We start from the raw sequence: 14,821 nt of genomic DNA, 5'->3' as shown, positions 1-14,821 counted from the left end.
TCACTTTCCGTAACTTACATAAGAATAAGCAAGATGAAAAACAGACTCGCAGAACAGCGTTTTCCGCTGCGCCGTGTGGCAACCGGCACCCTGATCATGGCCATGTTTTCCGCACCGGCCATCGCCGCTGATGCTTTCAACCCGGACTCCGAATGGATGTTTGGTGACTGGGGGGGTTACCGAACGCAGTTGCAGGACGACGGCATCAAATTTGACGTCAACTACACCATGGAAAGCGCTGCTAACTTAGGCGGCGGAGCAGATACTAACACCACCATGCGCTACAGCGACCAGTGGACGTTCGGCACCAATTTCGACCTGCAAAAGCTGCTGGACTGGCAGGATGCCGAGTTTCAGATGACCGTCACCAGCCGTAACGGGCAGAATCTTTCCGATCAGGTCGCCGATCAGCGCACCGGCATGCTCTCCTCAGTCCAGGAAGTTTACGGTCGTGGTCAGACCTGGCGTCTGACGCAGTTCTGGTTGCGCAAAGGGCTATTCAACAATGTGGTCGATATTAAAGCCGGGCGGGTAACGGTGGGTGAAGATTTCGATAATTTCGATGGCAATCTGTTCCAGAACCTGGCGCTGGGCAGCGGACAGGCGGGTAACTGGCGTGGCGACCGCTGGTTCAACTGGCCGGTGTCGCAGTGGGGTGGCCGGGTTAAACTCAATATCACGCCGGACGTCTTCTTCCAGGTCGGTTTCTATAATCAGAACCGTGCTAACTACGATCGCGGCGATGGGTTCCGTCTGGATACCAGCAACTCCGAGGGCAATCTGGTGCCGGTCGAACTGGGCTGGAAACCGACCTTCGGGCCGGAGAAATTACCGGGTAACTACCGTATCGGCTATTACTATTCGTCAGTGGATGGCGATGTCTATGGCAGCTGGCGCAACGGCGGCTATCAGGATCAGGCCCATTCCTATGGCGGCTATCTGCTGTTACAGCAACAGCTGACCGCGCAGGATGGCGATGTGAACCGTGGTCTGGGCGTGCGTGTTCAGGCGGTGATGAACGATCACAAGACCTCAAAGACCGATAACTACCAGTCTATCGCCTTTACCTGGACTGGACCGTTCGATGCCCGTCCGCAGGATGAGATCGGTGTGGGCGCATCGCGTATTCACGTGAACAGCGACTATACCCGCTCATTGCGTCAGCAGAATCAGGCCAATGGCGAGAGCCGCTTTGACAGCCCCACTTATCTGCCGATTCAGGAAGGTTCAGAGTACAACTATGAGGTTTACTACAACGCCAAAGTGACGAACTGGATGTCACTGCGACCTAACCTGCAGTATGTGGTGGCACCGGGTGCGGTGAGCGAAGTGAAGGATGCGTTTATCGGCGGTATCAGCGCAAATATCGCATTCTGATTTTCCGGGCGAGCGAGCCGCAGTGCGGGCCTGAGCACCTCTGCTGCTGCCGGGCCGTCCTCGCGCCGCTCACGCGGGACCTTCGGCTTTGACGTCATGCCGACGAACCGTTCGGGGCTGGCCGGCCCCGAACTGTCCACGCTTCCCGGCGTGGACTTCTGGCCCACCGTCACGCCTCAGCGCTGCGGATAGCCCTCTCAGCAGCAGAGGCGCTCAGGCCTTCACTCTCGTACCCTTTTTAACAATACACACTGAAGTTTAAGAGCAGGCCCCTGCCCGGCACCAGACTGCGTTATCACCTGTCGCTTAACTGACTGGCATTACACCTTCAGGTGCCGTTTTTTTGATTACAGAGCAGGGCATAGCACGATTAGCGGAACATCACTTCCGCCCAGCGGGCCAGCCCTGCGGTGACGGAGGCGAAATCATCGCCGCCGGCAATTGGCGTGTCCGGCAGCGTCTGCTGCAGCGCTGCGCGCAGCAGTGGCGAACGCGCACTGCCGCCGGTAAGGTAAATGACATCGGGCTTGATCTGGCTGGTGGCCAGCGCGAGCTGCACCTGCTCCAGAATTTTCTCCAGCGGCTGACTGATGGCGTCCTGCAGCTGACTCACCCCAATCTCTGTCTCAAGTGCCGCGGCAATAAAGTCCAGTGAAGCGGTATGCACCGGGCTGGCAGACAGCGCAATCTTGCTCTCTTCTGCCGCACGCACCAGCCGGTAACTGAGCTTCTGCTGCCACACTTTCAGCAGGCGAGCCACGACGTCACCCTGTTCAGCATCCCGCACCAGATCCCGCAGCCACTTACCGCAGGCCGGACTGTAAAAGTCACTCTGCGCCGGAACATCATTGATAGCGATGGCGTTCCACCACGGCAGGGCAGGCAGCGCGGTGCCTTTCTGGGTGTTACCGCCCAGGCCCAGCAACGGCATCAGGGTCTTAAACGTCAGCATGATATCCAGGTCGTTTCCGCCCACGCGGCAACCGCTGTGACCCAGCAGGCTTTCACGGCGGTCCGCCTTATCACGCCATTTTGGTCCCATCAGCAACATCGAGCAGTCAGTCGTACCGCCGCCGATATCCACCACCAGAACCGTCGTCTCCTGCTTCAGCGTCGCTTCGAAATCGAGTCCGGCAGCGACCGGTTCAAACTGGAATTCCACGTCGCGGAAACCGGCGCGGTGGGCGGCACGCAGCAGAATGCCTTCTGCCTGCTGGTTAGACTCTTCGCTGCCCAAGCCCTGGAAGTTGACCGGCCGCCCGATTACCGCCTGATCGATGGCCTGATCAAGCTGGCTTTCACCCCGCTGGCGGATGTGCAGCATCATGGCGCAGACCAGATCTTCAAACAGGGCGATCTGCTGCGGCTTCAGGCCACTGGCACCGAGGAACGATTTGGGGGATTTAACGAACCAGACATCTTCGGGGTCGGCCATGTAATGCTGCAGCGCGGTGAGGCCGAACTGCACGCTGTTGGGCTGGACCTCGATATCCTCTTCGCGGTTATAACGCATCGCACGCTGCAGCAGCGCCGTGGTCTCGCTGTCTGGTGTCGCCACCTGATGATGACGATAGAGCCATTCGCTAATCGACTCGCGGGTCGGCGCACAGATCATTGACGGCAGCAGGCGCTGATCATTTTCCAGCGTTAACAGACGTGGCGCGCCATTTTCGCTGACTGCAATGGAGCAGTTAGCCGTGCCGTAATCGAATCCTATGAACATTTTCGCCCCCATGCCGGAAAAAAGGGGGCGACTTTAGCGCAGCTTCAGCAGGGTGGCAAGCAGGCAGCGCGGGAATTAACGGATAGCGAAGATGTGATCTTCAGCCAGTGAACGCAACGGCTGGCGCTCGGCTACGGCACTGCCCCAGACGCCATCCACGTCAAGGGTAGCCAGCGTGCTGAGTACGGCGGGCACTGAAATCGGACCGGCCAGCACCGAGATATTACGCTGTGTTGCCAGGCCCTGAATGATGGTCAGCAGCATCTCGTCCATCAGGTTATTATGAACGTTAGCAACCAGTTCAGGGGCCAGCACCAGATAATCAACCACTTCGTTACTCAGCAGATTGAAGGCATCCAGATTACGGCCAAAATGCTGTAACACGATACGACAGCCACACTGACGCAGTTGCATCAGCGCGGCATAAATCTGGTCGCCTTTGCTGAGCACGCTGGCGGCAGGGAAAGCTAAACCACAGCGGCTGTCACAGAGACCTTCAGCAACAAAGCGCTGACAGAGTTGCTGCACGAAGGCGGCATCGCTCAGTACCTGTGCATTGAGTGGCAGGATCACCGGAATGCCTTTGTTATTGAGCTTCTGCACATCATGACGAAAAAAAGCATCCACAATAGCGTTATCCAGCCGGCGACGCAGCGAATCGTCAGGCAGGTTATTGCGCAGCAACGTTTCATCCACCAGCAGCCCGTCAGCCGTTAATAACTGCACTTCAAGCAGCCAGATAAAGGCCGCCTGCGGTGTTTTGGGCGGAGCCACGGCCCAGGCTGGCAGTTCAATCTGCAGCGCATCAACCATTGCTGCATTCATGCCCTGATGATTACCTGGCAGCGGTAACCGATGCTGTTCATAGATGACCAGCCGTCCGCGTCCGCTGCGTTTGGCGTTATAACAGGCGATATCCGCCTGCGAAAGCACGTCGCCGCTCTGGCAGTTATCCGCTGAAATCTGCGTTACGCCCGCGCTGGCCCCCACATGATAAAGGCGGCCCAGCCACTGGAACCGGTAATCATTGACCGCGGCGACGATGCGCTGCACCACGTCACGTGCCTGAGCGACTTCGCAATCGGGCATCAGCAGCGCAAACTCGTCGCCGCCCAGTCGGGCCAGGAAATCGCTGCTGCGCAGATGGTGCTGCATTAAATCGGAGAGCTCACGCAGTAACGCATCGCCTGCGGCGTGTCCGGCGCTGTCGTTGACCGCTTTAAACTTATCCAGGTCGATAAACACCAGCACATGCTGATGCTGATGCTCAGCGGCATCAAACAGCAGGCGCTTAAGCTGAAGCTCGAAACTGGCACGGTTCGGCAGGCGGGTCAGGGTGTCATGCAGCGCGCTGTAGCTCAGCCGCTTCATCAGTTTGCGCGATTCGCTGACATCCTGAATAACCATTACGGCACCCTGTTCCAGGCCCGCTTCGGAGCGCAACGGCGTGATGCTGTAGTGAATATCGATATGACCGCCATCGGGCGTATGCAGCACCAGATCTTCCGCGAGCCCGGGGGTGATTTTTTCCGCTGGTAGCTGGCATAACAGCAGATTCTCGACTTCGGGACCGTTACGCCCCTGAGTGATATGCAGCAGTTCACTCAGGGGCTGACCGGCTGCCTGTTCCTGCGACAGGCCACTCATCTTCTCAGCTACCGGGTTCATAAAGGCGACGCGCATCTCTTTATCGGTGCTGATCACCGCTTCGCCGATGGAATCCAGGGTGATCGCCATGCGCTCTTTCTCCTGAAACAGCGCTTCATTCAGGTTGCGGAGTGGCGTGATATCCTGGCAGATACCCAGCATGCGCTCAATGCGCCCCTCTTTGCTCAGTTGCCGGTTAGCCTGGGTACGTACCCAGCGCTGTCCTTCAGCATTGACTACGCGATACTCCATGTGAAACGCGCTGCGCAGTTCAATTGCCTGCTGTACCGTCATCGCGGCATATTCCCGATCGGCGGTGTGCAGCAGATGGATCCAGAGGTCATAGCTGGGTGACTCATGCGGCGCAAGGCCAAACAGGGCGTACATGCGCTTGTCCCACAACATCTCGCCGGTCAGCAGGTTCCACTCCCACACGCCGATGCCGCCCGCCTCGTTGGCCAGCGTAATACGCTCCATCAGCCGGCGGTTTACCTGCTCACTCTGCTTCAGCTCTGAGATATCGATAATCTGCGCAATAAAGTAGAGCGGGGCATGACTGCTGTCGCGCACCAGCGAGACCGTCAGCCGCGCCCAGACAATTTCGCCATCCTTACGGAAATAGCGCTTTTCGAAAGTATAAGTATCAATCTCGCCTTTCAGCAGCCGACTCACATGCTGCAGATCGAGTGACAGATCGTCGGGATGGGTAATCTGCTGAAAGGTCAGACGCTTCAGCTCTTCTGCCGGATAACCCAGAGTCTGACAGAGAGATCGATTCACCTGCAGCCAGTTGCCCTCCGGTGCGACGAGCGCCATACCGATGGCGGAGTACTCCATAGCATGCCGGAAGCGGGTTTCGCTGTCGGTAATGTGGAGTTTTTCGCGTCGGGACGCATCCATCACCAGCGACATAATGTGGCTGGGGATTAACACCAGCAAAAACGGCAGCCATCTGGAGACCGGGCCGAGGGCGCTATTGTTATTGACCACGTTGACCAAATCAAACGCCAGCAGCATCGAGATAAAACTGGCGTTCAGGAAGAACAGGACAAATGCCTGCAGCTTGGGCAGGCGAACGGCGCACCAGAACAGGATCACCACAATAAAGGTAAAGGGCCACGGCAAAAAACGCAGTGCCAGATAACTGGCTCCGAGGGTAAGCAGCAGCGTCAGCAGAGATTCGGCCAGGCGCAGATCGCTGAACTGTGCGCGCCGCAGCGGCCAGGGCAGCAACAGCAGCATCGGGCCTAACACCAGCATGCCGATGATCTCGGAAATGACCCAGGTATAAAAGAAGGGAAATGAAGCGTGGCCACTGACCTGCAGCGTCCAGAGCGCGAGCAGGCCGCCGAGCAGCGGGGTCACGATGCCGACTGACACCACCATCCTTGCCCAGTCATGCAGCGAGTTCAGCGGCGCGCGCCTATCCAGCAGGGCGCGCAGCAGCATGCCACCCACGCCGGCCTGAATAAGATTAAGCAGCGCGAATTTAATATTAGCGAGGGCAGGTCCGATGATGATGGCATTCGCCCCCGCGGTGCCCAGCACACAGGCGGTCAGCAGCAGCGGCAGCTGTCGCGACGGGCAGCGGAAAACCACGACGGTCATTAAGGTGGTCGGGAACCAGAGCGGGGAAATCTTCCCACTGACAACAATCAGTTCAAGACAGAACATCGTCAGGACAAACACCACGCAGCCAAGCACCAGGGCCGAGAGCCAGCGGTTTGGCATATTATTTTGCGGGGAAAGGATCTCTATCGTCATGCGGACTTCCGGCAGGGTGCAGGGCTCCGCAACGGCGAATCAGGCACCAGTCATTCTCTGACTGCATGCTAGCACATTCGGCAAAGAAAAAAGGTGTGAAATCAATATTGCCCGTTATTCGGCGAATTGACGGGCAGGGTAAAAATGATTGCCAGCGTATTGATTACTGGCGGAAAAGGTCGGCGCGGGTGTAGGGTTTCTCCAGGCCCGCGAGGCTGGCGGAGAAGCGCTCCAGAAACTGCTGCGTCGTCGCGACGCGACCGTGACCCATTAATACAAACGGCACTAACAGCGCGGCACCCACCTGTGGCCAGCTGAAGCCTTTTAATGAGGTACGGCGCTGGGAGATCAGAAACGCGGTGCTCAGCGTAAAGCCCAGCAGCAGACCGGTAGCGACCTCACTTTTAGAGTGGGCGTGGATCACCAGGCGGGAGAAACCGACCATCAGGGGGATCAGATAACCGACGCCAATCGCCGCGATGCGCCACACGGCTTTCCAGCGTCCGGAAATCAGCCATAACATGACCGGCCACAGCGTGGCGGACATGGCGCTGTGACCGCTGAAACCGGTGAAATTAAAGCGGGCGCTGCCAATGCCAAATCCCAGAAACAGGATTTTCGAGAGGCTGACTGTCAGCCCAGCCAGGCCAAAGGCCACAATCCAGTAAAAGACCGTAAGACGATTGTCACTCTTCCACGGCAAAATCAGCGCAATAATCACCGCTGTCGGAATCAACAGCATGCTGTCGCCAAAATAGGTCAAAGTCTTCCAGTGCATACCACTCCTGATGCATCATTCGGTCGGAACGTTTGTGGCACGCGTCATCAGAACAGCGTGCCGTGCAGGCCATTTTATTTATTGTAGGGTGTGACGTTAGTTTATCGGTGAAATGAGTGGCGTCCAAAGGAGAAAGTCTGAAAAGTCGCCGACGCCATTTTTGTGGCATCAAAAGGCCGAAATCCCTATACTTAGCGCGAACACACCCTCTCCATTTCGGCCCGTCCACTGCCCGCGTAATGTGTGACCAGTGGCAGGCTCCAGTTATCAGGTCCTAAAATAGTATGACTGACAAGTCTCATCAGTGCGTGATTGTAGGCATTGCCGGCGCTTCCGCATCCGGTAAAAGTTTAATTGCCAGCACGCTCTATCGTGAAATCCGTGATCAGGTAGGTGACGAGCACATTGGGGTTATCCCGGAAGATGCTTATTACAAAGATCAAAGTCACCTCACCATGGAAGAGAGGGTTAAAACCAATTATGACCATCCGAGTGCGATGGATCATGATTTGCTGTTGCAGCATCTGCAGGCGGTGAAAGCCGGTCAGGATATTGAGCTGCCGGTTTACAGCTATGTTGAACACACCCGCACCCAGCAAACGCAACACCTGAAGGCCAAAAAGGTCATTATCCTTGAAGGTATTCTGCTTTTAACCGATGCCCGTCTGCGCCAGGAGCTCAATTTCTCTATCTTTGTGGATACGCCACTCGATATCTGTCTGATGCGCCGCATGAAACGTGACGTCAATGAGCGTGGCCGTTCAATGGATTCAGTCATGAGTCAGTATCAGAAGACCGTGCGTCCGATGTTCCTGCAGTTTATCGAGCCATCAAAACAGTACGCCGATATTATTGTGCCGCGCGGCGGAAAAAACCGTATCGCCATCGATATTCTCAAGGCGAAAATCAACCAGTTTTTTGAATAACGCACGTCCGTCCGGACGTGGTGCAGACCGGCGGCAGGCACGCATGCCGGTTTGCTACACTAATGTCATGGAGTTACCGCAATGAGATTATGCGATCGCGATATCGAAGCCTGGCTCGACAGTGGCAAACTGGCCATTGAACCGCGGCCGCCGGTCGAGCGCATTAATGGAGCCACGGTCGATGTGCGTCTGGGCAATCAGTTCCGTACCTTCAGCGGTCATACCGCGGCTTTTATCGACCTGAGCGGCCCAAAACAGGAAGTGAGTGCGGCACTGGACCGGGTGATGAGCGATGAGATCGTTCTGCCTGATGGCGAAGCCTTTTTCCTTCATCCGGGTGAACTGGCGCTGGCGGTGACGCTGGAGTCCGTGACCCTGCCCGATGATCTGGTCGGCTGGCTGGATGGCCGCTCATCGCTGGCGCGTCTCGGGCTGATGGTTCACGTGACGGCTCACCGCATTGATCCAGGCTGGCAGGGCCGTATCGTGCTGGAGTTTTACAATTCAGGTAAACTGCCGCTGGCGCTGCGTCCCGGTATGTTAATCGGCGCGTTGAGTTTTGAACCGCTTTCAGGCCCGGCTGCACGCCCCTATAACCGGCGTGAAGATGCGAAATATCGCGGTCAGCAGGGCGCTGATGCCAGCCGTATCGATAAAGACTGATTTGAGGATGTAATGAAAAGAGTGATAACCACGCTGGCCATCCTGTTAGTGGTGGTCGTAACGGGAATGAGCGCGCTGGTGCTGCTGGTCAATCCCAACGACTTTCGTGCCTATATGGTGCAACAGGTCGAACAACGCAGTGGTTATCGCCTTGACGTCAGCAGCGATCTGCGCTGGCACGTCTGGCCTCAGCTCAGCATCCTGGCAGGGCGGATGAGTCTCACCGCGCCGGGTGCCAGCCAGCCGCTGGTCTCGGCAGAAAATATGCGGCTTGATGTTGATCTCTGGCCTCTCTTATCCCACCAGCTCAGCGTCAGCCAGGTGCTGTTGAAAAATGCGATTGTGCGGGTCACGCCAGAGAGCAGCGCGCAGCGTGCTAAAAATGCGCCTCAGGGGCCGCGCGATGCGGAGCCCGCCTCGGCGTCCAGCGGCTGGTCATTTGATATCGCTAAACTGCGGGTAGCCGACAGTCTGCTTATCTGGCAGCAGCCGGGCGGCGACGAATATAATTTCCGCGACCTCAACATCAATATGGAACAGGACGCGAACAAGCTGGCGACCCTGTCGCTGAGCACCAGCCTGATGCGTAATCAGCGCAACGCGACCCTGAATCTCAAAGGCCAGCTCGATGCCGCGCAATATCCCCATCGTCTCAGCGGCCAGCTGCAGCAGCTTGATTACGCCCTCTCCGGTGCCGATATCCCGGTTCAGGGAATCAAAGGCTCACTGAGCCTGCAGGGCGAATGGAATGGCGACCGCCAGCAGTTCTCCTTCAGCAATCTGCAGCTCACTGCCAACGACAGTATGCTGACCGGCCAGGGCAGCGGACAGGTTGCCCTGCCACAGCAGCTCGTGCTGGATCTGAAAGCCAGCACGCTAAATCTTGATAATTTACTCACCAGCACGCCTGTCCCGGAAACACCTGGCGTGCAGCATGCTACTGTGGCCCGTTCGCCAGTGATTGCGGCCCCCCGGGAGCGCAGCAATGCCGACTCTCCGCTGAATGACCTGAACCTGGCGCTGAAATTACAGGCGGACAGTGTGGTGTGGCGCGGCCTCTCCCTGACCGGCCTTGTGGTAAACGCCAGCAACCAGCAGGGACTGATGACACTAAACACGCTCAGCGGCAAACTGGGCAATGGCAGCTTCTCGGTTCCCGGCAGCATTGATATTCGTCAGCCGGAAACGCAGGTCAGCCTGAAACCCCAACTCCGGTTGATTGCCATTCAGCCACTGCTTAAAGCGTTTGAACTGCCGGAAAGCCTGCAGGGAAATCTGAGTCTTGATGGCGAGCTGTCGGGCAATACGCTGACTGTTGACGCGGCCAAACGAAGCTGGCAGGGCAGGGCGACCGTCAGCGCCAGTAACCTGAAGCTGGCACAGCTTAATCTGCAGCAGATGGTGCAGCGTGCCGTGGCACGGGTCAGTGATAAAGTCAGTAGTCAGGAAGCTGTCGATGAAGGCATTGAGTCGATCAGTGGTCAGGTCGCGCTGAATAAAGGCGTTATCAGCTTCAGTGATATCAATGGCAATGGTCAGAATCTGGGCCTGCAGGGCGCGGGTAAAGTCGACATGGTGCAGCAACAGCTCGACGTCACGCTGGGGCTGAAAATCAGTGGCTGGCATGGGGACGAGGCGCTGGTGAAGACGCTCTCCAGTCAGCCGGTTCCACTGCGTATGTATGGTGACTGGAACAGCCTGCAATATTCTCTGCCGGTGGATGCCGTGCTGCGTGACCGTCTTCAGAGTGAAGCGAAGTCCCGGCTGAATCAGTGGATCGATCGTCAGAAAGAGGGCGAGAACAAAGAGAACCTGAAGAAAATCATGCGCCCGTAGCGGGCGCATGCTGTCAACCTGGGTGACTGCTTACACCTCGTCATCGTTATCGGGCTGCAGCAGAATTTCGACTTTCTGAATCCGATGATTTTCCACCTGCAGGGTTCGCAGCAGATAATCACCCAGCTGCAACATTTCCCCCTCCTGAGGGATATGTTGCAGCTTATCCATCAGTAAACCTGCCAGCGTATGATAGTCACGCTGCTCGTCCAGCGGCAGTTTCACATAAAGCGCCAGATCTTCCAGCGGCATATGGCCGTTGGCAATCCAGTGTCCCTCTCCCTGAATCTGAATATCGTAGCGGGCATCAATCTCTCCCGCCTCATTGGGCAGATTACCGGCGATGGTCTCCATCACATCGCTCAGCGTCACCACGCCCTCCACTGAACCAAACTCATCCACGACAAAAGCAAAGTGAGTGTGAGCCTGACGGAACTGTTCCAGCGCCTGCAACAGGGTCAGCCGCTCAGGAAAGACCAGCGGCTGACGAATCAGGGCGCGCAGATCGAGTGAATTATGGTGCAGCGACTGGTGCAGCAGATCGATAACGTGCACTACGCCCAGCGGTTCGCTGGAGTTGTCCGTTATCAGGATGCGCGTGTGCTGATTGCGGTCGAGGCGGGACATGATCTCGACCGGATCGTCACTGAGGTCGATATGGTCGACGTCATGGCGCGACGTCATGATGCTGTTAACGTGGCGCTGACCCATGCCCAGCACCCGGGCAATCATCACCCGTTCCTGCCGGTTGAACAGCATGCTGGCGTCGCTGTCAGCAATCAGGGACGACGTTTTCGCATCCAGTTCCGCCGGTTCCGCGGCACCCCGCAGCATCCGTAACACCGCTTCCGCCGTGCGCTGGCGCAGCGGGCGACCCGCCGACAGCACACGGCGGCGGTTAAAGTGAGCCAGCTGGTTCAGTGCCTCAATGATTACCGAGAAGCCGATAGCCGCGTAGAGATAGCCTTTAGGTATGACAAAGCCAAAGCCCTCCGCCACCAGGCTGAAGCCAATCATCAGCAGGAAGCTTAAGCAGAGGATGACAATAGTAGGATGGCTATTCACAAAGCGGGTCAGCGGCTTGCTGGCAAGCAGCATCAGCAGAATGGCGATGGTGACCGCAATCATCATGACCGGCAGGTCATTTACCATGCCGACAGCGGTAATCACCGCATCCAGCGAGAAGATGGCATCCAGCACCACGATTTGCGCCACCACCGGCCAGAATTTAGCGCCGCCTTTTTGTTGACCGGCATCTTCATCATGACCTTCAAGGCGCGCATTCAACTCTGTTGTGGCTTTAAATAACAGGAAAATCCCGCCTGACAGCAGCAGTAAGTCGCGCGCACTAAAGGGGTGGCCCGCCAGCGTAACCCAGGGTTCTTTGAGCGTAACCAGCCAGGAAAGCGAAGCCAGCAGCAATAAGCGGCACACTAACGCCAGTAGCAGTCCGATGATGCGTGCGCGGTCGCGCAGGGGGCCGGGAAGTTTCTCAACCAGGATGGCAATGAAGATCAGATTGTCGATGCCTAAAACCAGTTCCAGAACGATTAGCGTTACTAATCCCGCCCATAGCGAGGGATCTGCAATTACCTCCAGCATGCGTTGTTCACCTGAATGTCTTAAATTGGGTTTTCTCTGATGATAGTGGAGTGCGAAGCCGCGTACAAATGGCAGGACAGGGGAGGATAACCCGCACAGCGCAATATATCGTGCAAAATCTGAACATAACAGTGTGACGCTTTGATTAAATTCACAGGGTTCAGGGGAGACTATTCTGAGTCATTTTGTCACGGGAAAGTGATATTCACCTGCCGGGCTTATGAGATTTATCCCACCGCGAGTATGGCATTAATCCGAATTGTACAGAAAGGATTGCACTGCCTGTCAGGCATCAATACTAATTGCTGGTAGTCTTTTTCCTAAAATAGTCCAGGGATGGCGGGACCTGCTTGTAAACAAGCCAGTAATAACTAGTATAGCAACAAGTTAGCAAACTCTGCCCCAGAGTCGTAATTTGCGTACCGATTCTACATTAATCGCAATGTAAGGAATCAGTAATTCATCTATGAACACTTGTATGATGAGTTACGGTTACCTGTTACTGGGAGCAATATGAATGATGACAGCGATATTGGCAGCGACAGCCAAGGGCGGTAGCGTGCCTGAATCGCGTTTTTCGTTGATTAAATGAGCAATGCTGGCGGTGATTAAAGTCAGAGTAATCTGTTGGTATTCATCACAATATTATTGGTGTCATAGTTAAGATCACGGGCGTAAACGCCGCAGGAGCTCCCCTTAGAAACGGCTCAGTCTGGAAAGGTTTCATCGCTTAACGATTAAACAGGCGATAGCCGTTGCGGGTTTAAGGAAATAAAATAAAGAGTTAAATATGCGCGATACAGAATTTACGTTTAAAAGTCTTATTACCAAATTAATGCTGGCATGTTCAGATTTAATTTGTTTCAACGCAGCGTTATTTGTGGCGATGATGCTAATTAATGCTCAATCAGGTTCGCCGCTGGCAGATATTTCTGAAAAAGAAATGAATTTAAAAATTGCCACACACATTTGTCTGTCGGTAATTTGTATTGGCTGGTTCTGGGTAAGGCTGCGTCACTACACTTACCGCAAACCTTTCTGGTTCGAATTAAAAGAAGTTTTTCGTACCATTCTTATATTTTCTGTTATCGACCTGTCGATTACCGCGCTGTCACAATGGCAGATGTCGCGTTTCGTCTGGTTACTGACCTGGGTACTGGCGCTGATTTTGATTCCGACCTGTCGCGCGCTGGCGAAACGTCTGCTGAATAAAAATGGCTTGTGGAAAAAACAGACCATTATTATCGGCAGCAGCAAAAATGCGCACGAAGCCTGGCAGGCGCTGCAAAGCGAAGAGGTCATGGGATTTGACGTCATCGCCTTCTATGACGTTGATGGAACCTGTCCTCAGGAGATCATGAACGGCGTACCCGTTCTGCGCGACGAACAGGAACTCTGGAGCCTGACGAACAGCGAAACCCAGTTTATTGTGGCAGTAGAATATGAGCAGAGTCAGTATCGTGATGTGTGGCTGAAATCGCTGGCGATGCACAACTGCCGTTCAGTTTCTGTCATCCCGACGCTGCGTGGTGTACCGCTTTACGGTACGGATATGGCCTATATCTTCAGCCACGAAGTGATGATCCTGCGCGTTCAGAATAACCTGGCAAAACGCACTTCGCGTTTCCTGAAGCGAGCCTTTGATATCGTCGGTGCGCTGTCAATTATTCTGATGCTGATGCCAGCGCTGCTGGTGCTGGGCTTCCTGGTTGGCCGTGATGGCGGACCCCCGATTTATGGTCACGAACGTGTCGGCATGAATGGCCGTAAATTCAAATGTCTGAAATTCCGTTCGATGGTGATTAATTCAAAAGAAGTGCTGGAAGAAGTGCTTCGTACCGATCCGATTGCGCGTGCGGAATGGGATAAAGATTTCAAACTCAAAAATGATCCACGTATTACTAAAGTGGGCCACTTCATCCGTAAAACAAGCCTCGATGAGTTGCCTCAGCTCTGGAACGTAGTGCGCGGTGATATGAGTCTGGTCGGGCCTCGTCCGGTCATTGAAGATGAACTCTGTCGTTATGCTGGTGATGTTGATTATTACCTGATGGCTAAACCAGGCATGACGGGATTGTGGCAGGTCAGCGGTCGTAATGATGTTGACTATGAAACCCGCGTCTATTTCGACTCGTGGTACGTGAAAAACTGGTCACTGTGGAATGACATCGCCATTCTGTTTAAAACAGTGGGCGTGGTGTTGAAACGCGACGGTGCCTATTAATCGTGAGTCGGAATGAGCGTGCTCACGCGCGCTCCGAGGTGTTATGCCGTTGTCAGGCGTGTCGTTAATAGCGGCCATCATCAGGGATATCGCAGTGCATCCAGAGTCCGCTATGATGCAAGGCGTTTCGGGTACACCCTGATTGATGGCCACTACTTATAACAAGTGGAGCAAGGATAATGAACGACAGGTTCAGAGCTTAAGGCTTAAGTCAGCCAGGATTTACTTTTTGTTGGACGCTTACACAGCGGCGGTTTCGCCTCTATCAATAAATAACTGAT

At 55.3% G+C, this 14,821-nt stretch carries 9 protein-coding genes; 5 read left to right on the top strand and 4 right to left on the bottom strand.

Annotation, left to right across the window (positions count from 1 at the left end):
• Positions 1–33 precede the first annotated feature (33 nt).
• Positions 34–1,377 (top strand): carbohydrate porin, encoded by a 1,344-nt coding sequence (locus F3I20_RS00410; RefSeq protein ID WP_190286135.1) that lies wholly within the window; start codon positions 34–36, stop codon positions 1,375–1,377.
• 370 nt (positions 1,378–1,747) lie between these two features.
• On the opposite strand, the gene yegD is transcribed toward F3I20_RS00410, so the two are convergent.
• From yegD to F3I20_RS00395, 3 genes are all read right to left on the bottom strand, one after another.
• A complete protein-coding gene (gene yegD / locus F3I20_RS00405) occupies positions 1,748–3,100 on the bottom strand; it encodes a molecular chaperone (protein WP_150010377.1) in 1,353 nt (450 codons plus the stop codon).
• 75 nt (positions 3,101–3,175) lie between these two features.
• A complete protein-coding gene (locus tag F3I20_RS00400) occupies positions 3,176–6,511 on the bottom strand; it encodes a diguanylate cyclase (protein ID WP_150010375.1) in 3,336 nt (1,111 codons plus the stop codon).
• 163 nt (positions 6,512–6,674) lie between these two features.
• The gene (locus F3I20_RS00395; protein ID WP_150010373.1) at positions 6,675–7,289 is read right to left on the bottom strand and encodes a phosphatase PAP2 family protein; all 615 of its coding nucleotides are present in this window, start codon (positions 7,287–7,289) and stop codon (positions 6,675–6,677) included.
• A gap of 284 nt (positions 7,290–7,573) precedes the next feature.
• On the opposite strand from F3I20_RS00395, the gene udk reads away from it, so the two are divergent.
• The 3 genes from udk to asmA all read left to right on the top strand — a co-directional run bounded on the left by udk (position 7,574) and on the right by asmA (position 10,714).
• Positions 7,574–8,215: a uridine kinase gene (gene udk / locus F3I20_RS00390; RefSeq protein WP_004571279.1), complete on the top strand. Its 642-nt coding sequence runs from the start codon at positions 7,574–7,576 to the stop codon at positions 8,213–8,215.
• Positions 8,216–8,296: 81 nt separating this feature from the next.
• Positions 8,297–8,878, top strand: a complete 582-nt coding sequence (dcd, locus tag F3I20_RS00385) for a dCTP deaminase (RefSeq protein ID WP_150010371.1) — start codon at positions 8,297–8,299, stop codon at positions 8,876–8,878.
• Positions 8,879–8,890: 12 nt separating this feature from the next.
• Entirely contained in the window at positions 8,891–10,714 is a 1,824-nt protein-coding gene (gene asmA / locus F3I20_RS00380; protein ID WP_150010369.1) for an outer membrane assembly protein AsmA, read from the top strand.
• 30 nt (positions 10,715–10,744) lie between these two features.
• Here the strand turns inward: asmA and F3I20_RS00375 are convergent, their stop codons facing one another.
• A complete protein-coding gene (locus F3I20_RS00375; protein ID WP_150010367.1) occupies positions 10,745–12,316 on the bottom strand; it encodes a TerC family protein in 1,572 nt (523 codons plus the stop codon).
• 790 nt (positions 12,317–13,106) lie between these two features.
• On the opposite strand from F3I20_RS00375, the gene wbaP reads away from it, so the two are divergent.
• A complete protein-coding gene (wbaP, locus tag F3I20_RS00370; protein WP_150010365.1) occupies positions 13,107–14,540 on the top strand; it encodes an undecaprenyl-phosphate galactose phosphotransferase WbaP in 1,434 nt (477 codons plus the stop codon).
• Positions 14,541–14,821 lie beyond the last annotated feature (281 nt).

It is taken from the genome of Candidatus Pantoea gossypiicola (genome assembly GCF_008632075.1).
Taxonomy (GTDB): Bacteria; Pseudomonadota; Gammaproteobacteria; order Enterobacterales; family Enterobacteriaceae; genus Pantoea; species Pantoea gossypiicola.
The sequence above is the reverse complement of the archived record's forward strand: the minus strand, read 5'-3'. Positions and strand labels throughout refer to the sequence as shown.

Coding starts and splice junctions, on each gene's coding strand:
- F3I20_RS00410 (WP_190286135.1), top strand. CDS start 34: ATGAAAAACAGACTCGCAGAACAGCGTTTTCCGCTGCGCCGTGTGGCA.
- yegD (WP_150010377.1), bottom strand. CDS start 3,100: ATGTTCATAGGATTCGATTACGGCACGGCTAACTGCTCCATTGCAGTC.
- F3I20_RS00400 (WP_150010375.1), bottom strand. CDS start 6,511: ATGACGATAGAGATCCTTTCCCCGCAAAATAATATGCCAAACCGCTGG.
- F3I20_RS00395 (WP_150010373.1), bottom strand. CDS start 7,289: ATGCACTGGAAGACTTTGACCTATTTTGGCGACAGCATGCTGTTGATT.
- udk (WP_004571279.1), top strand. CDS start 7,574: ATGACTGACAAGTCTCATCAGTGCGTGATTGTAGGCATTGCCGGCGCT.
- dcd (WP_150010371.1), top strand. CDS start 8,297: ATGAGATTATGCGATCGCGATATCGAAGCCTGGCTCGACAGTGGCAAA.
- asmA (WP_150010369.1), top strand. CDS start 8,891: ATGAAAAGAGTGATAACCACGCTGGCCATCCTGTTAGTGGTGGTCGTA.
- F3I20_RS00375 (WP_150010367.1), bottom strand. CDS start 12,316: ATGCTGGAGGTAATTGCAGATCCCTCGCTATGGGCGGGATTAGTAACG.
- wbaP (WP_150010365.1), top strand. CDS start 13,107: ATGCGCGATACAGAATTTACGTTTAAAAGTCTTATTACCAAATTAATG.